At 62.8% G+C, this 20,894-nt stretch carries 18 protein-coding genes; 12 read left to right on the top strand and 6 right to left on the bottom strand.

What is annotated here, in order from left to right:
- Positions 1 to 17 precede the first annotated feature (17 nt).
- The 12 genes from EHF44_RS01350 to EHF44_RS28620 all read left to right on the top strand — a co-directional run bounded on the left by EHF44_RS01350 (position 18) and on the right by EHF44_RS28620 (position 13,141).
- Positions 18 to 530 carry a hypothetical protein gene (locus EHF44_RS01350; RefSeq protein ID WP_017513000.1) on the top strand — a complete coding sequence of 171 codons (513 nt, stop codon included), beginning with the start codon at positions 18 to 20 and terminating at the stop codon, positions 528 to 530.
- Positions 531 to 545: 15 nt separating this feature from the next.
- On the top strand, positions 546 to 3,422 hold the full coding sequence (locus tag EHF44_RS01345; protein ID WP_017513001.1) for a type VI secretion system Vgr family protein: 2,877 nt from the start codon (positions 546 to 548) through the stop codon (positions 3,420 to 3,422).
- Between the two features lie 28 nt (positions 3,423 to 3,450).
- Entirely contained in the window at positions 3,451 to 4,302 is an 852-nt protein-coding gene (locus EHF44_RS01340) for a DUF4123 domain-containing protein (RefSeq protein WP_017513002.1), read from the top strand.
- Positions 4,299 to 4,841: a DUF3304 domain-containing protein gene (locus EHF44_RS01335; protein WP_017513003.1), complete on the top strand. Its 543-nt coding sequence runs from the start codon at positions 4,299 to 4,301 to the stop codon at positions 4,839 to 4,841. The genes EHF44_RS01340 and EHF44_RS01335 overlap by 4 nt, the downstream gene beginning before the upstream one ends.
- 1 nt (position 4,842) lies before the next feature.
- Complete coding sequence (locus tag EHF44_RS01330) at positions 4,843 to 7,122, top strand: T6SS phospholipase effector Tle1-like catalytic domain-containing protein (RefSeq protein WP_039376341.1); 2,280 nt, start codon at positions 4,843 to 4,845, stop codon at positions 7,120 to 7,122.
- 365 nt (positions 7,123 to 7,487) lie between these two features.
- Complete coding sequence (locus tag EHF44_RS01325; protein WP_017514042.1) at positions 7,488 to 7,805, top strand: hypothetical protein; 318 nt, start codon at positions 7,488 to 7,490, stop codon at positions 7,803 to 7,805.
- A gap of 231 nt (positions 7,806 to 8,036) precedes the next feature.
- Positions 8,037 to 8,696: a hypothetical protein gene (locus EHF44_RS01315; RefSeq protein ID WP_017514041.1), complete on the top strand. Its 660-nt coding sequence runs from the start codon at positions 8,037 to 8,039 to the stop codon at positions 8,694 to 8,696.
- A gap of 59 nt (positions 8,697 to 8,755) precedes the next feature.
- Positions 8,756 to 9,106: a hypothetical protein gene (locus tag EHF44_RS01310; protein ID WP_038316601.1), complete on the top strand. Its 351-nt coding sequence runs from the start codon at positions 8,756 to 8,758 to the stop codon at positions 9,104 to 9,106.
- Positions 9,099 to 9,443, top strand: coding sequence for a hypothetical protein (locus tag EHF44_RS01305; protein ID WP_017514039.1), 345 nt, complete (start codon positions 9,099 to 9,101; stop codon positions 9,441 to 9,443). Before EHF44_RS01310 ends, EHF44_RS01305 begins: the two co-directional genes overlap by 8 nt.
- 21 nt (positions 9,444 to 9,464) lie before the next feature.
- The gene (locus tag EHF44_RS01300; RefSeq protein ID WP_124682115.1) at positions 9,465 to 9,722 is read left to right on the top strand and encodes a hypothetical protein; all 258 of its coding nucleotides are present in this window, start codon (positions 9,465 to 9,467) and stop codon (positions 9,720 to 9,722) included.
- Positions 9,723 to 9,836: 114 nt separating this feature from the next.
- Complete coding sequence (locus EHF44_RS01295; protein ID WP_003049965.1) at positions 9,837 to 12,752, top strand: Tn3-like element IS1071 family transposase; 2,916 nt, start codon at positions 9,837 to 9,839, stop codon at positions 12,750 to 12,752.
- A 170-nt stretch (positions 12,753 to 12,922) separates the two neighbouring features.
- Complete coding sequence (locus tag EHF44_RS28620) at positions 12,923 to 13,141, top strand: hypothetical protein (RefSeq protein ID WP_253699766.1); 219 nt, start codon at positions 12,923 to 12,925, stop codon at positions 13,139 to 13,141.
- Between the two features lie 7 nt (positions 13,142 to 13,148).
- Here the strand turns inward: EHF44_RS28620 and EHF44_RS28260 are convergent, their stop codons facing one another.
- The 6 genes from EHF44_RS28260 to EHF44_RS01265 all read right to left on the bottom strand — a co-directional run bounded on the left by EHF44_RS28260 (position 13,149) and on the right by EHF44_RS01265 (position 20,532).
- Positions 13,149 to 13,313, bottom strand: a complete 165-nt coding sequence (locus tag EHF44_RS28260; protein WP_156174057.1) for a hypothetical protein — start codon at positions 13,311 to 13,313, stop codon at positions 13,149 to 13,151.
- Between the two features lie 48 nt (positions 13,314 to 13,361).
- On the bottom strand, positions 13,362 to 13,886 hold the full coding sequence (locus EHF44_RS01285; protein WP_049286305.1) for a cytochrome b: 525 nt from the start codon (positions 13,884 to 13,886) through the stop codon (positions 13,362 to 13,364).
- A 154-nt stretch (positions 13,887 to 14,040) separates the two neighbouring features.
- Positions 14,041 to 14,967, bottom strand: a complete 927-nt coding sequence (locus tag EHF44_RS01280; RefSeq protein ID WP_059416137.1) for a cation diffusion facilitator family transporter — start codon at positions 14,965 to 14,967, stop codon at positions 14,041 to 14,043.
- A 113-nt stretch (positions 14,968 to 15,080) separates the two neighbouring features.
- On the bottom strand, positions 15,081 to 16,337 hold the full coding sequence (locus EHF44_RS01275; protein WP_059416139.1) for a TolC family protein: 1,257 nt from the start codon (positions 16,335 to 16,337) through the stop codon (positions 15,081 to 15,083).
- Positions 16,334 to 19,447: an efflux RND transporter permease subunit gene (locus EHF44_RS01270; RefSeq protein WP_059416141.1), complete on the bottom strand. Its 3,114-nt coding sequence runs from the start codon at positions 19,445 to 19,447 to the stop codon at positions 16,334 to 16,336. The genes EHF44_RS01275 and EHF44_RS01270 overlap by 4 nt, the downstream gene beginning before the upstream one ends.
- Positions 19,447 to 20,532 carry an efflux RND transporter periplasmic adaptor subunit gene (locus EHF44_RS01265; RefSeq protein WP_059416143.1) on the bottom strand — a complete coding sequence of 362 codons (1,086 nt, stop codon included), beginning with the start codon at positions 20,530 to 20,532 and terminating at the stop codon, positions 19,447 to 19,449. The genes EHF44_RS01270 and EHF44_RS01265 overlap by 1 nt, the downstream gene beginning before the upstream one ends.
- Between the last annotated feature and the right edge of the window lie 362 nt (positions 20,533 to 20,894).

Below are 20,894 nucleotides of genomic sequence, written 5' to 3'. Positions count from 1 at the left end.
GATGGATCAAGGCCGGCTTGCCGCGCGATGGGTGGATTCGCGTCGCTGCCGACGAGGGCGACGCCGGTGTCGGCACGTGTGACCGATGCCGTGGCGTGTTCACGGGGCCGGTGCACGTATTACGTCATCACAACTACCACGGCGTGCTGCGCGTCGACGAAGACTGTTCCCGCGAGTTGCGGGTGAAACCGCAACAGAGCGAGCCGAAGCCGCCGCCGCGCAGCCGGGCGACCAAGCGCCTCTTATGGCTGACCCGCGCATGGAAGCGCGGCGGCAGTTTCGATGGCCCCATGTCGCTTCCGGCCGATGGCTATGTGACCACGGTGTGGCGGCAGGAGAACGGATGGCGTTACGAAATTCGCCCCATCCGGCAAACCGAAATCTGTCGGGCAGAAACGGGCTATGCCTCTGATGAGGCTGCGCGCCTAGCAGCGTTCGATGCCATTACCGAACTTCTCGAAAACAAATCCCCCCGCCCAGATCCTGCGCGCGTGCAGCCGCCGGTGGATGGTTGGACATTGCACCTGTAACGGGCAGATCGCCGCATGGAAGTCACAACCCTTCTTCAGAACCTCTTCGCCCCCACACGCCGCCTGTACACGCTGGAAGGCGACGGGCCGCTTGCGGATCTGGCGGTGGAAGCCTGGCTCGGTCGCGAGGCACTGTCCGAACTGTTCGAATGGCGCGTGGTGGCCGTCAGCGCCAATGCGCGCATCGCGCTCAAATCATTGCTGGGCCAGCGGGTCACGCTGGTCACGACGCTGGCCGATGGTACGCAGACCAAGCGCACGGGCCTGATCCGCCTGGCTGAGAAGCTCGGCGCGGACGGCAGCCTCACGCGCTATCGCCTGACGGTGGTGCCATGGTTCTGGCTGACCACGCAGCAGCGCCACAGCCAGGTGTTCCAGAATCGGCCGCTCGCTGACATCATTGAGCAGATGCTGTCGCCGTACGAGCCGTACGCCTCGTGGCGCTACGCGGCCGGTGCCGAAGCACGCATGAGCGATTTCGGTACACGCGCGCACATCGCGCAGTTTCGCGAGACGGACTACCACTTCGTCACACGCCTTCTCGCCGAGGCGGGGCTCGGCTTCACCACGGTGGAAGACGACCAGGCGCACGGCGGCCACACGCTGGTGATCTTTGCCGACAGCACGCAGCTGCCGGAAGACACGGAGTCGGCTGCGGCCGGCGGCATCCGCTTCCACCGCGCGCACAGCCTGGAAGAGCGCGACGCCATCCAGCAACTGGCCTGCCACACCCGCACAACTGCCGGCGGCGTTGCCGTGGCCGCGTGGGACCCGGAAGGCAAGCACAGCGTGCGTGCCCATGCGCCCGCGCGCTTTGCCACCAGCGCCGGCAGCCCCGACGCGTATCTGTCCATCAGCCCGTCGCTGGCGCCGGATTCCGCCAATGCCCAGCGCATTGCCGAGCAGGTCATGGAAAGCCTGGAGGCGCGCGCACTGCTGTTCTCGGGGCGAGGCACGGTGCGCACGCTGCGCAGCGGTACGCGTCTGCAGGTGGTGGATTGCCCGCACCTGCCGCAAGACGTGGAAGGCGCCTATCCGCTGTTGATGGATCTGGTCGAGCACTGCGGCATCAACAACCTGACCGTCGATACGCACAACGCGCTCAGCCAGCGTTTGGGCGGGCTCGATGCCGCGCTGGCATTCGATACGCCGCCCAGCGCGCCGGAATCCGGCCCGGGCGTTTTTGGTTTCCAAGAAGCAGAAGGCCCCGTCGAACGCAGCACGCCGACTGGCGATCTGCTCAAAGCAGCACGCGCGCACGGTTACGCTGGCGTCTTCCGCGCCGGCGACGCACGCCGGCCCTGGCGCCCGGCCGTGACTGAACCCGATTGCGGCCGTCTCTACGCGGCGCCCACCGCGCAAGGCGTACACAGCGCCATCGTGGTCGGCCCGGACGGCCAGACCCAAGCCGGCGGAGACGGCGAGCACCATGCCAGCCCCGCAGGTGAAATCCGCGTGCGCTTTCCCTGGCAACAAGGCGAGCGTGCAGATGACCGAAGCAGCCGCTGGGTACGCGTCGCGCAGCGGCAGGCCGGTTCCGGCATGGGCTGGCAATGGCTGCCGCGCATTGGGCAGGAAGTGCTCGTCAAGTTCAGCGAAGACGATGTCGACCAGCCGGTCGTCATTGGTGCCCTCTACAACGGTCAGGGCGAGGCCGGCGTTGCGCCGACGCCCGGCGGCCAAACCGCAGCTCAAATGGACACGGCCGCACTCTACAAACAAGGCAGCGATACGGCCCCGAGCGCCCAGGGTAACGTGGCGGGCGGCCACAGCCCCGCCTGGCACGGCATGGGCACCGACGCGGACGGACACCGCAACGCTGCTGCGCACACCGGCTTCAAGAGCGCCGAACACGGCGGCAGCGGCTACAACCAGCTCGTCTTCGATGACAGCGATGGTCAGTTGCGCACGCAGCTTGCCACCACGCAGCTACACAGCCAGATCAACCTTGGCCACCTCGTTCACCAACAGGACAACCGGCGCGGCAGCTTCCGTGGTCAGGGCTTCGAGCTGCGCACCGACGGCCACGCCGCCGTGCGCGGCCAGGCCGGACTGCTGCTGACCACCTACCGCGACGCCGCCAGCGGCAAAGCTGTGCCCACAGGCGACAACGCCGCCGGCATTGCCCTCATCAAGCAGGCCAAGGCGCTCACCCAATCGCTGGGCCAAGGGGCCGTCACCCATCAGACCGCTGGCCTGTCGTCGGCGAAGGACGAGAATGCGCCGCTGGCCAAGCAGGAGAAGGCCGCCGCCGGCATGGTGGACGGCAAGGCGCTCGATGCGGCGAAGCAGGATGCCAGCGCCGGCAACACCAGCACGCCGGGCAAGGTGCCACACCAGGGCGAGGCGATGGTGCATGCGAACGGCCGCGCCGGGTTGGTCATGGTGGCCGGTCAGGATCTGCAGTTGGCCAACGGCGAGAGCATCGCCCTGGGCAGCGGCCAGGACACCAACATCGCCGTCGGCAAACAGGCGCGCATGCACGCTGGGCAAGCGATCGGCGTGGCGGCGGGCCTGTCCAAGGCGGGTGACAACAACATCGGCCTGCAACTGACCGCCGGCCAGGGCAACATCGACGTTCAGGCGCAGCACGACACGCTGAAGCTCATGGCCAAGGATGACCTGAAATTAGTGTCGGCCAACATGAACGTGGATTTTGCGGCGGCCAAGCGGATTCGCCTGGCGACGGCGGCCGGTGCAGCCATTACGCTGGAGGACGGCAACATCACCGTCGAGTGCTCCGGGCCGATTACCTACAAGGCCGCGCAGCGCACCTTTGATGGGCCGGTGAACCAGTCGTATCCGTTGCCGGCGTTTCCACAGAGCATCTGTGTCGAATGCATGTTGCGCGCAATGGCTGGCGGTCATTCGCTCGGTAGCAGGAACGGCTGATTTAGCAGACATCGAGGTCATTGGCACCATGGCAACCCGTTTCCAGATTCAACGCAGACGCTCGGATGAACCTGCTTGGGTGAACGATTTCCCGGATAGCGCTCTGGCACAACTTTTTGGCGCATTGCCGGAGGCGAACGTGTATGCCTTGGTCGACAACGCGTTCGATACCGGTTTCGCGCAGCGGCTACGCTCGCGGTTTCCGGGCTTGCATCCGCAGTCACTCTACGAGGGGCGCTATGACGGGCCCGGCTTGGCAGAAATCGCCCCCTCCGTGGTCCGCATACCGGTTGAAGAATCCGAACGGCGTACGTTCCTTGAGTTCGTTCTGAATGAGACTTCGGGCAAGCCGATGCTGAGCTTCTTGCATCGCATCGCGTCGGCTCTTGATCCAGTCGCGCACCTCCAGGACCAGATGGAAGCTGTGGACCATGAGGGGAAGGCGTTCCTGATCCGCTTCGCGGATACCCGCTCGTTGGATGCGCTGCTGCAGGTGTTTGATGACGCGCAGCGTGAGCGCTTCCTGAATGGGTTGCGGTGGTGGTACTTCCGACGCGATGGCAGGTTGCAGGCTGTCGGTCACCCTGACGATGCTTCAGCCGACCGGACTGACGAACCCTATGTCTTCAGTCGGGAGCAGATGGATCGTCTTGATGCGCTGGCTCGCCCGGATGGCCTGCTGAGACTCATTCAGACGAACGTGCATTGGTGGGGAGAACTAACAGGTACACCATCTCAGGCGCATAGCTGCATTCGGATGGCGCTGGATAGCCCCGAGTTCAACGCGGGCGCGCATGACGCAGTGGTTTTTCGAGTAGTCGCCGGTGCATTGAGTGAAGCTGGTTTGCTGCAGTCGCAAGAAACGACGGAACAGTCATGAAAATTCGAACATGGATGGCACTCGTGTTGGTGGTGTTGGCCACGCTCAGCGCCGGCTGCAAGCCTGCGGAGCAGGCGAATGCTGCCCAGCAAGATGAAGACCTCGGCCTTGAGGTCCGAGTGCTCAACTACATGGATGAGGGACTCGACATCGTTTATGTAAACGGCGTTTGGGTAGGAAGTGAGAAGCGCCATGCAGGGGGTTTTGGTGTTGCAGGGGCAATCGGTGTGCCACGCAAGTGGCATCCAGGTCTTACAGTAGAAGTTGAATGGCAGGACGACACGCTCTACCGGAAGGACCATGATGCGACATACAAGGCACAGGTCCCCGTCGAGCCGTATCCTGACGGCGATCCAAGTTCGCTTTGGCTAGCGTTTTACCCAGGCAAGAAGATAAGAGCCATTGCTTCGCGCTATACGCCTCTCAATCCCAAATTTCCAGGCGGACTGAAGTATCCAGAAGACGCTTGCATGGCGGACAAGGCGTGCGCCGCCAAGTTCTATCCCGAGCGCATGGCGTCATCCAGCCAGGAGCGATGAGATGGCCGAACTCGAACGACTGCAGCCAAATCCCTTCGCCCTAACGCTGGACGAGAAGGGACGGTGCATGGCGAACAACATTGAGGCCTTCTCAGGGCAATGCACCGAGGAATTGCGAATCGGGATCTTCTTCGATGGCACCAACAACAACAAGGATCGGGACGCACCCAAGCACGCCCACAGTAACGTAGCGCGGCTGTACGACATCTTTGAGCGGAAGAAAAATCAGGTGGCCTTCTATGTGCCCGGCATCGGGACACCGTTCGAGAAAGAAATCGGCGACACCGGCCGCGGCTATGACGCACGGGCGGGGCTGATGGCGGGCTGGGGCGGTGAAGCCCGCATCAATTGGGCATTGCTGAAACTAACCGATGCGCTTTACCAGCTGTTTTACGGAGATGATCTGAGTAGGGCGATGGGCACCGAAGATCTGAAGGTGCTTCGCAAAATCTCGGGCGATTTGAGCTTCCCTGTACATAAGCGCGCGGAAGCCGGCGCACGCGACGAGGCGCAGAAGATCAAAGACGAAGTGGAGCAACTGAATGACGCAGGGACGGGGCGCACGCTCGCCGTCGCGTTGGACACGGCGGACAACATTCCCAATGCCATTCCGCGCAAGCAGGAGTTGCAACGGCGGCGCGAGTTCCTTTCGCAAAAGCTGAAGGCACTCATCGCCGACCGCAAGCCGAAGCTCCAGCGCATTCGCCTGTACGTGTTCGGATTCTCACGCGGCGCGGCGGAAGCTCGGGTGTTCAGCAACTGGCTGGAAGATGCGTTCGACCCAGGTATGACGCTGGCTGGTGTCGAGGTGAGCTTCGATTTCCTCGGAATCTTGGATACTGTCGCGTCCGTGGGGTTCGCCCAAAGCTCCATGTTCTCCACCGGCCACGGCGGGTGGGGCCAAGAGGAATTCCTACGCATTCCGAAATATGTCAATCGGACGGTCCACTTGATTTCCTCACACGAAATACGTGGCTCGTTCCCGTTGGACAAGGCGGTCGCCAGGGATCTGCTCGAAATCGCCTATCCAGGCGTCCACACGGATGTGGGCGGGGCATACCGGCCAGGGGACCAAGGCCGTGGTTGCAGGGCCGACGGAACACCCGACGACAGCACCAAGCTCTCGCAAGTGACACTTGCCAAGATGTATCGGGAAGCCGTTGCTGCCGGCGTGCCGTTGAAGCCGTCAGCGGATCTTCCACCTCGGGTTCTGGATGCACTCAAGATCTCGCCCCAACTGATCAAGGACTACAACGCGTACGTTGATGCGGTGAATCCGCTTATCAAAAAGAAGGGCGGAGGAACTACTGGCGCAGCACACGTGCAATACGGCTTGTACCTGCGTTGGCGTCGGCTGCGCCTGGGCAGCGGACCCGATGCCTTTGAGAACCAACCCTTTTTCAGGCGAGCACAGAATTACAGTGCTCAGTGCGCACAGGATCTGAGCGGCGCAAACGAAGAATTGCGCGAAGAAGCCAAGACGATGTCGGAGATGGAAAACTCCATCCTGTACTCAGATGGCTGGATGGCGGCGGTATTCCGCAGGTCAGGTGTGGCCGCTGAGGCGTTGATCAGACTCCACCGTGCCATATGGGGCGACAAAGTTGCACAGTGGCGAGAGGTCAAAGAGTATTGGAATGACACGTCGCCGTTGGACCCGAGGATCGTCAAGTTCTTTGACGACTACGTGCACGACTCGCGTGCGTGGTTCAAGCCAATGGGCGCCACCAATGAAGGGGTCTGGAAGCTGAGGGAAAAAAACCGGCTGGAAGACCTCAAGCGCAAAGATGCCGAGTGGAACGCCAGATGGAAGGCGGAGTGGCAGAAGATGAGCGCGGACCTCCAGCGGGACCCGCGCGGAACGATCGAGCGCTATGCGCCGGTTTCTGACGGCGGCAAGGGTGAAGTCGCGCCGCCACCGCCACCAGTTATGGGTCAGGATCGCATCGATTTGGACCGCTATCTGAAGGACGGCACGCTGCCGTTGGAGAAAACCGGACGCGAGTTCAGTTCAGTATGGGGGTATCTACGCTGGCGCACACACTTCGCGCCGGAGCTGACGCTGGGCGAGCGTGCGCAAGCGGCGTGGGACCGTGTGGCGGCGGTGCCTGGCAAGGTAGCGGACACAGTCTCCCAGAAGGTCGGCGAAGTCGCGCATAGCGCAGAAGAGGGTCTAGCGAGCACAGCTCGCAAGCTCTTGTCTGCCGGCCAAGACGCGCTGGAACGTGGTGCGAAGCGCGTCCTGGAGCAGTACTCAGGCGGCGGGGTCCCCATGCTTTGACGCAGCCAGGAAACAGGCATTTCCTCAGCTGACTTCGACCTCCCAATCGTCCTGCTCGGACTCGGGATCGCGAGCCTGCTCGCTTCCATGGGGATGACTGATACGGGTGCCTCCACGGATGAGGAGGCGCTGCGCTCTATGGCCGCACAGCGACGTGTATTGCGTGCAATCGCCTATGTCTTCATGGGAATCGGAGGGTTGATGCTGCTGCCGTTGCTGGTCTTCAGCGTTGTCGGAATCTCCGGGGCGCCTTGATCGCATAAACAGCATTTCCGTCCTGTTTTCGAGAGACCTCCATGCCTGACCGATCCGACCCACCTTCGCCACATTCCCGCGCCGCTGTCGACTGCCAAGGTGGGCAGCGGATGGACTACCCCGACGGTAGCTTCATGGTCACGTTGCCAGGCGTCGCCACGGTTCACTGCTCACGCGACGGTGACATCGACGGGCGGACGCCGGCTATCCGCGCAGTCACCATCGCCGATCTCTCGAAGGTTGTGAAACACAGCATCATCCGCCTCTACGACACCGTGTCCCATACGGTGCACTTCGCAGGCGGCGGAGTTGTTTCCTACCTGCACGGCGTCGATGGGACCGGCTTTGAATTCAACTGTCGCAACGTCGTTTTCGAGATTTCCGAGGCGGGACAGGTGCTGGTGCTCGGCACCTATATCGAGCAGTAGTCGTTTAGATCCGCCCGAGGGCAGACCATCGTTGCCATCTTCGTGACTGCGTTTGCGTTTGGTTCGGACCAATGGCAGAATCATCACGGGCGCGCATCGCCGCCTGGGCTCCCAGCCCAAGTTTTGAGCGGCTTAAACTGGCACGAATTCATCTCTTCCTTCCGCGTCGCATGATTGTCAAAGGCGGCGGACGCTAAACGCTCAACGTTCGCTGTGCTCTGAGAGACAACCATGGACCAGTTCTCCCGCTGGAGCGGCATCGCGCACGCCCTCCTTGTCAAGCAAGCTCCCAAAATCAAACTCGGCCAAGTGCATCAGCTCCTCGCTGCCTGCCTCGGCCACCGAACGTACGCGTCGCTTCGCGCGACGGATCTCGACACCCTGAATGGCAAGCCCCACTATGTCCTGTTCGACGATGCGGCGGGACTCGCACGCGCGGAGGACCTCGGACTTGCCGTGACTGAAGCGCAGTGGCGAGACGTTTCCTTGGCGCTTCGACCCAGCGGCATTACGCCATTTTGGCTGACCACCATCGGCGGCATGCACAACGCGGCTGAACTTGTTTTCGAGGACACGTCCAATTCCCGAATCCACGCCATCCAGCGATTGGTCGGTTACCCGGATGTCAAGAGAGCGACCTCAAGCCGCTGCCATTGCGCCGAAGATCAAGTGCCGGATATTCTGAGGATTGAGGTTTCAGGGGACGCCTACGCCTACAACCAAGAAACATCGTTCGCGGTACCCGTGATCGCGATCGTGGAGTTTCCAAAGGTCGGCCAACGCATGTACGGACACGGCACGATTGTCTCGGTCGAGCAGAAGGGAGCGCCGGAGCCGCGTATCTTGGAAGACGTGGATGCGGGTGAGTTTTACTGGATGCCTGAAGAATAGCGGCCCGCTGACCGCGCTCTGACTTTGCCGGCTCAGGCCGTATCAACAAGGGAGAAATGGTGGGACAAGCAAAACAACGCGGGACCAAAGAACAACGGGTGGCGCAAGCGCACGCCAAACTGGCGGCGCTGCGCCCGGAGACGCTGGTGTGCGGCAGCTGCAAAACGGCGTTTGCCGAGTTTGAGGCGCTGGGCACGCGCGGCCTGGCCGGTATCGATGCGGCCTTTGGCGGGCCGTGCCCGACGTGCGGGGAGTCGGTCGTCGCATTCAAGGGCGACTCCGATGCGGTGGCCGATTCCATCCTTGCGTGGCAGGACATGATTGGCAGCGAAGGCGTCGTCGGCAGCCAATCGTCCGATGGGCGCTACCTCCCGCTCGACGGCCCGTCCGGAGGTACTCACCATGGGTGAGGCCAAGCGGCGCGGCAGTCAGACAGAACGTGTGGAGGCTGCCATTGGCGCGGTACCGAGCCCCGAGGCCATGCGCGAAAGTATGGGTTTTGCGGCGTCCGCGAAGTTCGTGGGCTACGTCGTGCACCTGCCCGATAGCGACGAATTCCTGGCCGATGCCATGGAGTCCCAACGCGGGGTCACGGTCTATCGGTATGGTGCCAACCCGGACCTGGCCAAGGTGTTCGCAGACTATCGCGGCGCCGCCAAGCAGGCGGCCCAGATCCAAAAGCATAGGACCGTGGTGGCCTACTTGTTCGACCACGACAATCAGTGGCTGGTCGGTTTCACGGACTGACCTCGGCCCGTCGGTAGTGCAATGAAGACCTTTTATGGGTTCCGTCTGAGGCCGAAATCGGGTGCGAGCGGTTCGCACTCGCATCCGATTCTTCCGCCACCGCTCAACGTGGAAGCCCGCGAGCGGTTGCGTTGGCGCATCGTAGACCTCGACAAGAACCCGGTCGAGATGAATGAGGATGAGCTACGTGCCTGGTTGCTCTCGATCCCAGACGACGAACTGAACGAGTTGATCGCCTTGTCGGATTGGGGGTCTCCTCGTTTTCAGTGCAATAAGTGACGGTACGCAAAGCTAGCACTGGCGCGGGGGTGGTCTGGGTAGACCGTTGATTTCATTGACTTTCCTGTTCGCTTTGTAAACGGGTATGGTGGCCTCCCACTTTTGAGGTTCACGATGCAGGGTTGGCACACAACGTTTTTGGGGATGCGTGGGCTCCCCCGCGATATCAGCGACTTCGAGATGAAGGCATTTTTCACCTTCGATGGTGCCGAGCGCGACGCAATCAATGCACGCCGAGGTGATTCCCACAAGCTTGGTCTGGCGCTCCATATTGGTTTCCTGCGCATGAGTGGGCGTTTGCTCGGTGCCTTTCGGGTAATTCCAGTAGCCTTGTGGCGCCACCTTGGCAACGAGCTTGGCATTGCAGCACCAGAAGTCGCCTCGCTGAGAGCCATGTATGAACGCGGGCGCACGCTATTCGATCACCAACAAGTAGCCTGCACGGTCCTTGGATTCCAGTGGATGAGCGAGCACCAGCGCCGCTCACTGGTACGTGAACTGCGCGACGAAGTGGCGCGCTGCGCCGACCGCGATCAGCTACTCGTGCGGGCGCGTCAATGGCTGTACAAGAACAAGCTGGTGATCGTGCACGAGCGGGCAATTCGGACACTGATTGCGGCGGCACTTGCCCAGCTTGAAGTTGAAACAGGCACCGCCATCGCCGCCAGCGTTGATCCAGCAACACTTGATCGCTGGCGAGCCTCAGTTTCAGAGCTGCGCCCAGATGGACAAACCCAGCAGAGTTGGCTATGGGCTGCACCGGCGAAACACTCAACCCGCCAAATCAGCGAGGTACTGGAGCGCATCGACCTGCTTTACACGCTGGACGTTCATAAGCACCTGGCAGACATCCCCGATCTCATCTTGCGCCGCTACGCGCGCCGACTTGTCTCCAGGCCGCCCTCAGCCGGAGCCAAGATCAAAGAGCCAGCGCGCACCGTGGAGGTCGCATGCTTTCTTCGGTATTGCCTGTTCACCACCACAGACCAGTTGATCCTTATGGTGCAGCGCCGGATCGCCGATCTGTGGCGTCAGGCTGCCGCCGATGTCCCCGCTACCGTCAATTGGGCCGCAATGTACAAAACGCTGCTCGGCGAACTTGTTGCCTTGAGCGCGCAAGGTGCGGTGCCAGATGCTGAGTTGCGTGCCCGTCTTGAAGCCTTGATCACCGAAACCCAGAAACGCAAACCACCGAGCAGGGCCTCCCTGGTCCGCGAGGGATTGATTGATGGAATTCGCCCCGTGCGGTCGTTGCTCGTCGCCATTGCAAAGCTGCCCTGGCAGGCCACCGGCGAGCATCCTGCCATCGAGTACCTTGCCAAGCTGCAAGCTTTATATCTCAAAGGATCCAGAAAGCTGCCAGTTGAAGTGGTGGCACCAAGTCTGGGAATGATCTGGCAGGTTTCGATCTCCAGCCCAGACCGGGAACGGGCGTTTCAGGCGTTGGAGGTGGCCACCCTGTTTGCCCTGCGCCGCGCGGTGCGCAATGGCTCGGTCTGGATTGAGCACAGCCTGAGCTTTCGGGGTCGTGCGCGCTTGTTCTTCACGGACGAGCGTTGGCAGGCAGAGTCCAAGAAACACTATGCCCGTCTATCGTTACCCAGCAAGGCTGCCACTTTCTTGAAGCCTTTGCTGGCCAGAGTAACTGCCGGTGTCGATGCGGTGGCCGCTGCAGCCCGCAGTGGCGTACTGCGCGTGGATGATGAACTCCATTTGTCGCCATTGCCCGCAGAGGACGAAGACCCAGAAGTGACCAAGCTGCGCGCGGCTTTGGATCACCGCATCGGTGAGGTTCAATTGCCGGAAGTGATTCTGGCCGTTGACGCCCAGGTGCGCTTTAGCTGGATCATGCTCGGACGTGAGCCGCGCTCTACCGACGAGCTGCTGATGGTCTATGCCGGCATCATGGCCCACGGCACCAGTCTGACTGCGGTCGAATGCGCGCGCATGATTCCGCAATTGTCTGCCACCAGCATTCGCCAGGCCATGCGCTGGGCGCGGGACGAACGGCGTCTGAGCCAGGCCTGCCAGGCTGTGCTGGAATTCATGCAGCGACACCCGATTGCCGCCACCTGGGGGCGGTCCGATTTGGCATCTTCTGACATGATGAGCATGGAGACCACCAAACGGGTGTGGCAAGCCCGGCTTGATCCTCGGCGCAACACACCTTCCATTGGAATCTACTCCCATGTAAAAGACCGGTGGGGCATCTTCCATGCGCAGCCCTTTGTGCTCAATGAGCGCCAGGCGGGCGTGGCCATTGAAGGTGTCATCCGCCAAGAAAAGCTGGAGACCAGCCAGCTTGCTGTGGATACCCATGGCTACACCGACTTTGCCATGTCACATGCCCGTTTGCTTGGTTTTGATCTTTGCCCGCGGTTGAAGGAACTCAAACAGCGCCACCTCTTTGTGCCACGCGGCACCAAAGTGCCCGCAGAAATCGCTGCGGTGTGCGAAGCCAATGTCGACGTCGCTTTGATCGAAAAGCATTGGGATAGTCTGGTGCACCTGGCAGCCTCGGTCATGAGCGGACATGCCAGTGCGGTGGCAGCTCTTGCGCGGTTCGGTTCTGCCGCCCAGGGCGATCCAATCTATGAGGCTGGCGTGCAATTGGGGCGGTTGCTGCGTACGGCGTTTTTGGCTGACTACTTTGTCAAGGACGCTTTCAGGAACGAGTTGCGCCGGGTGCTCAATCGGGGCGAGGCTGTTAACGCCCTCAAGCGCGCCATTTATACCGGCCGGATCAGCCCGGCGCAGGCCAAACGTGTCGATGAAATGCAGGCTGTGGCCGATGCGTTGAGCCTGATGGCCAACATCGTGATGGCGTGGAATACCTCACAGATGCAGGCGGTCCTGGATCGCTGGTCGAACCGCCGCCAGGTCATTCCACCGGAACTGATCGGGAAGATTGCGCCCACCAGGCTGGAGAGCATCAACTTGCGGGGTGTGTTTCGCTTCCCGGTTGACCGCTATGCTGACCAAATCCTGCCTTCGCGGCCAAATGCATCGATAACTGGCACCAATGGATGAAACCGACCACGGTTTGACGCCACGAATCGCAGATTTGAAAGTGAACAGGAAAGTCAATGAAATCAACGATCTACCAACACCACCTCCGCGCCAGTGCTAGCTTTTCGTACCGTCACTTATTGCACTGAAAACGAGGAGACCCCGTTCAGCACGCCAACGCGATCGGCGCCTTGCGCGCGGAACTGGGCGGGGCGCAGCAGCAGGCAGACGCCGCCGTGGCTCAGCTGCGCGCGGCGGCCGATCAACTGGCGCAGACTCAGTTGCAGCTGCAGGAAGCGCTGCGACGCGCTGAGCGCGCCGAGACCGAGGCGGCAACGACGCGCCGGTTGGTAGATGTGTTGAAGAAAGCGCCAGTTGGACGCGCTGGCCAGCGGCCAAAACCGGCCTGACGCCTAATTACCAAACGAAATAACAAGCGCCGCCTTCATCACCGAGAGGCTTATGATAGCGGGTCGGCTTATCTTGGTCGGCCCGCAGGTAGCGCGCCAACAATCCGGCCGCCAGCGTCGCGGCCGAGACAGCGAGCAGCGCTATATTGAGATGACGGAAGCCGGATTCCATGAACGATGGGCCTGCACGAATAGCGACCTGGAAGAACCGTTTGCTGCGCTAGATCATGCGACGCAACAATCGGTCTTTCAGCATGAACTCATGCCAGAGCGCTGCGGCCGCATGCAGCCCAACAAAGATGTACACGAGCGTGGCACCTGACTCATGCACCTCCTTGCTGAGGCTCGCCAAGCTCTTGTCCTGCAAAAGGGGGAGCGTCAAAGTCAGCCCGAACGGCTGAATCGGCTTACCACCCCAGGCCAGCGCCAGCACGCCAAGAATGGGCATCCCGACCATCAACAGGTAGAGCACGCCATGCGTGAGGCATGCTGCACGCTGCAGCAGTTGTGGGCCAGGGACCGGTGCCGGCGGCTGGGTTCCCCAGCGGACAAATAAACGCAGCACCATCAACGCGAGCACGGACAGCCCCGCGGTCTGATGAACCGCAAATGCCGCGGTGCGCGCGGTGCTGCCTTTGGGAAAAAAGTCGTGGATCTCGATCGCCACCACGGCAATCGTGACGGCCAGGAATACCAGCCAATGCAGGGATCGCATGGCAAGGGAGTACTTCTGTTCAGAGCGCATAAAACCACCTAGAAATTGGAGTGTGTGAATCATGGCTGCGCAGTACAACATCTATGTACTCGCATGCCCCGTTACGGAGCAGCGACTTCTGATCGATCGCCGCCGCGATACGGAAAACAGTTGTCGCAGATCAAAAAACTGCCCTCCCTCGCGTTTAGGTTGGCGCCTCCACAGGGTCCACGTGGGTCATTACGTTGAGCACATCGCGGCGCAGCATGACGCGGCGCCGCGCTTCCAATGCAATGTCGTGGCCTTGTCTCACGTTGGCACGCGCATCGACTTCCAGGTGGACATCGACCAGGATCATGTCGCCCATGCGGCGGGTCTTGACGTCGTGTACGCCGTGCACGCCGGGCGTTTCCAGCATCGTTTGGTGGATCGCCTCAACGGTTTCCTGGTCGACGGCACGGTCCATGAGATCGTGCAGCGCCTCCCACCCGAACTGCCAACCCATGCGCGTCACCATCAGGCCGACGATCAGAGCCGCTACAGGATCAAGCAGGCGGTAGCCGAACACATTGCCCACAATGCCGAGCGCCACCACCAGCGACGAGGCGGCGTCCGAGCGTGCATGCCATGCGTTGGCGACCAGCATGCTGGAGCGCACACGCTCGGCAACGGCCAGCATGTAGCGGAACAGCAGCTCCTTTGCCGCCAGCGCCCCGAGAGCGACCCACAGGCCGATGAGCTTGACTGGCTGAATGGCCTCGGGGTGCTCCAGCTTCACTACTGCATTCCAAAGCATGCCGACGCCGACGGCCAGCAACAGCAATCCGAGCACTAGCGACGCGGCGTTCTCGAAGCGCTGATGGCCATAGTGGTGAGTTGCATCCGGCCCTTTCTGGCTGTGGTGGCTGGCAAACAGCACAACGAAGTCCGAGATCAAATCGGACAACGAGTGGATGGCATCGGCCACCAACGCCTGGGAGCCGGCCAGGATGCCCGCCACGACTTGTGCAACGGTCAAGCTCAGGTTGACGCCCACGCTCACCAGCGTGCTGCGCCGTGCGGCTGCCTGCTTGGTCGCACTGTCTTCGGTATCCAGGTCGATTTTGAGATCGAGGTCTTCGGGATGTCGCATGATTCATCTACGTTAGGACACGTGGAGTACGCCGCTGCTTCGGTCGTTGCGAACGCACCCACGTTGATGGTTATCGCTATCTATTCATGGGGCATGTCAGGCGTTGCTCAAGATCAGTCATCGAAATCCCACATGCGATGCAGATCCAGCTGGAGCCGGCTGTCCGCCTCCAGTACGTTCACCCGAGCGAGCCGCTCGGCCAACACTGCGTCGGCAAGGCCGCGGCGTGCCACCAACAGCTCGGTCAAGCCGGACTCGCCGGCGCGAAACGCGCGGGTGGCGCGGTCGGCTGCGCGTCTCTGTAACGTAGTCGCTTCGATCTGTGCTTGCGCGGCTCCCCCTTTGCCTTGCAGGTCACGATAGAGCACGTCGAATTCCGCACCCAGGCGTCGTTCTGCACCGAGTCTGCGGCGAGCTGCAGCTTCCGCATCGGCCGCGGCCGCTGCTGCGGCAGTACGGCGATGCGCCGAGCCGAGCGGCATCGCCACGCTCACTCCCATGATGCGTTCCGCACCACCACGCTCCACCGATACGAACATGCCGACGGTGGGATCGGGCCGGCGCTCCAGATCTGCCCGCTTGGCCATCTGCTGTGCCTGCACCTCTTCCGCCATGGCAAGCCGATACTCGTGGCTGTCCTGTATGTACTGCGTGCGCAATCGTTCCGGTGGGTCCTGCGGCAACACGGGCAGCGCGGTGTCAGCGGCCATCATGGGCCGGGGCAACCCCGGAAAACGGGCCTGCAGTTCCGCCTGCGCGGCCTGTTCGGCTGCAGTGGCCGTCGCCAGTGCGGCTTGCATGCGAGCCTGATCCGCTGCTGCCAGTTCACCGTCCAAGCGCGAAGCGTCACCCAACTGGACCCGGCGGGCCGTCAGCGTCGCCAACTCGGCCGCAGCCCGGGCATTCTCCTGAGCGGCCTGGCGTGCTTGCCCAGCCCGCACAGCAGCAAACCACAGCGAGAGGATCTGCCGCGATGCTTCGTGGCGTGCGTCCTTCACCGCAAGTTGGCCAGCCTCGGCCGCCGCATCAGCAAGCTGGCCATCGGCTTGAGCCTTGCCCCACAGCCTCAACGGCCGCTCCACGGCGATCTGCCCTTCCGCATGTCGCTCAGACGGATCTCGGACCTGACGCCCCTGTCCGATCGCTCTCACCACAGTCTCGGCCGTCCCCGCTCGAATGCCTTCGGCACGGGCCAGCGTGGCATCGCGCCGGGCTTCGGCCGTCATCACCTCGGGCGATTGCGCAACCGCTTCACGCACCGAGCTCTCAGCGGGTAGGTAGCCCGGCGTGTTCTGCGCTTGGGCGGTGGCGCCGCAAAGCAGCATCACGCCGGCTCCGGCCAATGCGAAGCGAAACATGTTCAACCTCATTGCAAATCTCCCTGCCCGTCGGCCGTCCGGGCCCGGGGCATACCAAAGCGTTCAAACAGCAAGGGGAGCAGGAGCAGCGTCAGTGCCGTCGAAGAAAGCAACCCGCCCGACACTACGATCGCCAGCGGGCGTTGAATCTCCGACCCTGGCCCGCTCGCCAATAGCAGCGGAATCATCCCCAGTGCGGTAATGCAGGCTGTCATCAGCACCGGCCGCAGGCGGTCTTGCACGCCCACACGCACGGTTTCCGCCATGCTCGAGCCCGACTCCAGCAAGGTGTTGAAGTGCGAGACCAGCACCACACCATTGAGCACCGCGATCCCGAGCAGCGCGATAAAGCCGACGGAGGCCGGCACCGACAGGTACTCGCCCGATATCCGCAGCGCGGCGATGCCGCCTACGAGTGCAAACGGAATGTTGGCGACGACCAGCACCGCCTGCCGCACCGAGCGGAACGTGAGCATCAGCAGCAGAAAGATGGCGCCCAAGGCCAGCGGCACGACCAGTGCTAGACGCGCCGCCGCACGTTGCTGATTCTCGAACTGGCCGCCCCAGACAACACGCAGTCCTTTCGGCAGCGTGCTGATGCTGCCAACCGCACCCTGTGCTTCCTGCACAAAGCCGGCCAGATCCCGGCCTTCAACGTTGGCCTGGATCACAGCAAACCGGGCTCCGTCTTCATGGTTGATGCGCACCGGCCCGTCCACGCGTTCGATGCGGGCAAGAGACGAGAGCGGCCAAGTTTTGCCATCTGGCGCCGTCACCAGGAGGCCGGTGAGGTTCTCCGGCGCTTGGCGCAGGCCCGCTCCGCCGCGCAGAATCAGCGGTGTACGCACAATGCCTTCGGGCACTACGCCAATCCGGTCACCTTCGATCAGGGCTCGCAACTGCGTTTGCAGGGCATCTCCGGTAAAGCCAGCGTGGCCGACTGCCGCGCGATCCAGCGAGACCTTCAGGTACTGCACACCACTGTTGCTGGGCGCGATCACCTCGGCGGCGCCACGGATGGAGCGCACCTTGGCAGCAATGGCCTGTGCGGCCGCGTCAATAGCGGCGAGATCGCTGCCGAAGAGCTTGATGGCGATATCCCCGCGCGTACCGGTCAGCATCTCCGACACGCGCATCTCGATCGGCTGCGTGAAGCCATAGATCACGCCGGGGAAGCGCTCCATCACGTGACGAATGGCTGTCGCGATGTCCTCCTTGCTGCCGCGCCACTGGTCCTTGGGCTTGAGCACCAGGAAGGTGTCGGTCTCATTCAGACCCATCGGGTCCAGGCCCAGGTCGTCGGAGCCGGAGCGCGCCACGATGGAGCGGATCTCGGGCACCTCTTTGAGCAGCGCTTGCTGCACGCGTTGGTCCAGGTCCAGCGATGCTGCCAGGGAAACAGACGGCGCCTTTTGCAACTGCACAATCAGATCGCCTTCGTCCATGGTCGGCATGAACGTCTTGCCGACTGACATGTACAGCACCACCGCCACGACCAGCGCCGCCCCCGCCACGCCAAACACGATGCGGCGGCGCGCCGTGGTCCAGGCCTGTAGGCGGGCAAAGCCACCCGCCACCTTGCGCATCAGCCAAGGCGCCTCATCCGCATGCGCGAGCAGCAGCATGGAGGCCAACGCCGGCACGACCGTAAAGGCGATCACCACAGACGAGGCCAGTGCCAGCACGATGGTCAGCGCCACCGGCCCGAACAACTTGCCCTCCAGCCCCTGCAATGACAACAGCGGCAGGAACACGATGGCGATGATGGAAACGCCGGAGAGCATCGGCACTGCAACGGTAGCCACTGCGTGACGGATCACGGCCCCGCGCAGCGCTGGATCGGTCTTGTGGTCTTGGGCACGCGCCATGGCAGTCTCGATGTTCTCCACCACAACGACCGCCGCATCCACCAGCATGCCCAGAGCAATGGCCAGTCCACCCAGGCTCATCAGGTTGGCGGTCAGGCCCACGTAGCGCATCAGCAGGAAGGTCGCCAGCATCGACAGCGGCAGCGTGGCCGCCACCACCAGCGCCGCCCGCACACCGCCCAGGAACAGGTACAGCGTGATGACCACCAACACGCTGGCTTCAATCAGCGCACGCACCACCGTGTTGGCTGCGCGTGTCACCAGCTCGCCACGGTTGTAGAACACGTGTGCCGACATGCCCTTGGGCAGTTGAGGGCCAAGCGTGTCCAACCGTTCCTGTACCGCCTCGACCAGCTTGCGGGCATCGCTGCCGCGCAGGCCCAGCACCAGCCCTTCGACTACCTCACCGTTGCCATCCTTGCTGACAGCGCCGTTGCGGGTCGCCTCACCCAGCTGCACGGTGGCCACATCGCCCACGGTGACGGCAGGGTTGGACGCCGGACTCTGCGCTGGCACCACGACAATCGCTCGCAGATCGTCGAGCCCGCGCACGCCGCCTTCCACGCGGACCACCCAGTGCTCGTCACCGCGATCAAGCCGGCCCGCACCATCGTTGCGATTGTTGGCATCCAGCGCCTGGCGCAGCTGCTCCAGCGTCACCCCCCGTGCACGCAGGCGTGCCGGATCGGGCGTTACCTCATAGCTGCGGACCTCGCCACCCAATGCGTTTACATCGGCCACGCCAGGAACGGTGCGCAACGCCGGCCGGATGACCCAGTCCAGCACTCGGCGCCGCTCCGCCAGCGAGTAGCCGTCGCCCTCCACGGTGAACATGAACATCTCGCCCAGCGGCGTGGTGATCGGCGCTAGGCCGCCCACGGCTGTCGACGGCAGGTCGCGGGCAAGACCTGCCAGGCGCTCCGACACTTGCTGGCGTGCCCAGTAGACGTCCACACCCTCTTCAAAATCGACCGTCACGTCGCTGATGCCGTATTTGGACACCGAGCGCACGATCGTCTTATGCGGAAGGCCGAGCAGTTCCTGCTCGATGGGTGTCGAGACACGCTGCTCGACTTCTTCCGGCGTCATGCCCGGCACCTTGAGCACGACCTTGACCTGCGTCGGCGAGATATCGGGAAACGCATCAATCGGCAGGTTCAGGTAAGCCCAGACGCCAGCGGCAGCAAGCACGCCGGCCGCGATCAGCACCAGTACACGCTGGCGCAAAGAAAACTCAATCAGGCGGGGCAGCATCACTGTTCTCCCGCCAGCAAGCCCTTGAGTGCACCGACGCCCGCAACCGCTACGCGTGTCCCTGTAGGCAGATTGGCGCGCAGGACAGCGACGGCGTCATCCGTACTGGCAACGGCGACCTCCTGGAAGCGGAAGCCTTTGTCGGTGGCGACAAACACGCCCGGAACGCCGGACACGTAGGCCAAGGCGGCCGCCGGAACCCGCACCAGCCCCGAGGCGCCCGCGCCGTTAGAGCCGCGCAGCTTGAGCGTGACGTTGACGCTCTCGCCGGCGCGCAGATCGCCACGGCGCTCCAGCGACGCCCGCACACGCACCCCTGCCGTACCGTCACCCGAAGGCGCAACGCCAATGACCGTACCGCTTGCACCGCGCGGCACGATCTCGATGCGGTCGCCTATGGTTGGCACGGGCACATCGCGGCCAACCAGCAGGTCCAGCTCCAGCGCAGCCGGGTCAACGATCCGGAAAAGCGGCGCGGCCGCTTCAACTCGCGCCCCCGGAACAGCGTTGACCTCCGACACCACGCCGCCATGATTCGCGATCAGTTGCGCTTCGCCGCCCGCGCCAGCGAATGCGATACCTGCGGAAGCCAGTTCGGCCCGGCGCGCCATGGCCATGGCGTTGGCCTCAGCGGCCCGCGCCTGCGTTGCCTGCCAGCGGCTTCCGGCGATGATGCCGTCATCAAAGAGCGCCTTATCGCGGGCGAGCGATTGCTGCGCCAAACGCGCCTGCGAGTTGGCCTCCGTGAGCGCGCGGCTCGCTTCAAAGAGCTGCGGGCTCAGGAAACTCGCCAGCGGTTGACTCGGGCGGACGGTCTGCCCCAGTGACACCAGCGCGCGAGGCACCACGCCCGCGTACGGAGCCGCCACCACATATTGCGCATCCGGCTTGAACACGACACGTGCGTGGGTGCCGACTTCCAAGCCCCCAGAAGCTGCGACCGAGCTAAAGCGCACACCCAGTGCGCGCGCCTGTTCGGCCGACAGAGACACTGCCTGTGCCGCCGGTTGAGCAGTAGCCCAACGCACAGGAAATGCGGTCAGTGCAATCGATGCGCCAACCACCACAATTCGTTTGAGAAACATGCCTGACTCCAATCCACGAAGGCAACGCTGTCGGCGTCATCCTCCAACTGCGTCGCCTCCCGAAGCGGCACGAACACCGACTGCGGCGTGGCGCTTCGAGGCGACGCGAACAAGAATGTAGGAACAGTGGATGGCCAGCGGATAGCAATGCAGCTACCGCCTTGTGGCGTCGAGCGAACGTGATGGGTCAGAAGCCAATGCTCCTAACGAATTCATGATCGCTACGGTGGGCGTGATGGGGCTGTTGCAGATCAACTCAACGAGTGTTCTGCTGCACCGTGACGCGCGTGCCGTCCGCCTGCTTAGGATCAGCAGGCCGGTGGGGGAGCCTGCGCTGGAGGCGTTCGATTGATGCGATCGCG

It is taken from the genome of Cupriavidus pauculus (genome assembly GCF_003854935.1).
GTDB lineage: Bacteria > Pseudomonadota > Gammaproteobacteria > Burkholderiales > Burkholderiaceae > Cupriavidus > Cupriavidus pauculus_C.
Note: the sequence above shows the minus strand (reverse complement) of the source record. Positions and strands in the feature narration are given on the sequence as shown.

Excerpts from the sequence above, each read along its gene's own strand:
- EHF44_RS01345 (WP_017513001.1), top strand. The coding sequence starts at position 546 with ATGGAAGTCACAACCCTTCTTCAGAACCTCTTCGCCCCCACACGCCGC.
- EHF44_RS01340 (WP_017513002.1), top strand. The coding sequence starts at position 3,451 with ATGGCAACCCGTTTCCAGATTCAACGCAGACGCTCGGATGAACCTGCT.
- EHF44_RS01335 (WP_017513003.1), top strand. The coding sequence starts at position 4,299 with ATGAAAATTCGAACATGGATGGCACTCGTGTTGGTGGTGTTGGCCACG.
- EHF44_RS01330 (WP_039376341.1), top strand. The coding sequence starts at position 4,843 with ATGGCCGAACTCGAACGACTGCAGCCAAATCCCTTCGCCCTAACGCTG.
- EHF44_RS01325 (WP_017514042.1), top strand. The coding sequence starts at position 7,488 with ATGGACTACCCCGACGGTAGCTTCATGGTCACGTTGCCAGGCGTCGCC.
- EHF44_RS01315 (WP_017514041.1), top strand. The coding sequence starts at position 8,037 with ATGGACCAGTTCTCCCGCTGGAGCGGCATCGCGCACGCCCTCCTTGTC.
- EHF44_RS01305 (WP_017514039.1), top strand. The coding sequence starts at position 9,099 with ATGGGTGAGGCCAAGCGGCGCGGCAGTCAGACAGAACGTGTGGAGGCT.
- EHF44_RS01300 (WP_124682115.1), top strand. The coding sequence starts at position 9,465 with ATGAAGACCTTTTATGGGTTCCGTCTGAGGCCGAAATCGGGTGCGAGC.
- EHF44_RS01295 (WP_003049965.1), top strand. The coding sequence starts at position 9,837 with ATGCAGGGTTGGCACACAACGTTTTTGGGGATGCGTGGGCTCCCCCGC.
- EHF44_RS28260 (WP_156174057.1), bottom strand. The coding sequence starts at position 13,313 with ATGGAATCCGGCTTCCGTCATCTCAATATAGCGCTGCTCGCTGTCTCG.
- EHF44_RS01285 (WP_049286305.1), bottom strand. The coding sequence starts at position 13,886 with ATGCGCTCTGAACAGAAGTACTCCCTTGCCATGCGATCCCTGCATTGG.
- EHF44_RS01280 (WP_059416137.1), bottom strand. The coding sequence starts at position 14,967 with ATGCGACATCCCGAAGACCTCGATCTCAAAATCGACCTGGATACCGAA.
- EHF44_RS01275 (WP_059416139.1), bottom strand. The coding sequence starts at position 16,337 with ATGAGGTTGAACATGTTTCGCTTCGCATTGGCCGGAGCCGGCGTGATG.
- EHF44_RS01270 (WP_059416141.1), bottom strand. The coding sequence starts at position 19,447 with ATGCTGCCCCGCCTGATTGAGTTTTCTTTGCGCCAGCGTGTACTGGTG.
- EHF44_RS01265 (WP_059416143.1), bottom strand. The coding sequence starts at position 20,532 with ATGTTTCTCAAACGAATTGTGGTGGTTGGCGCATCGATTGCACTGACC.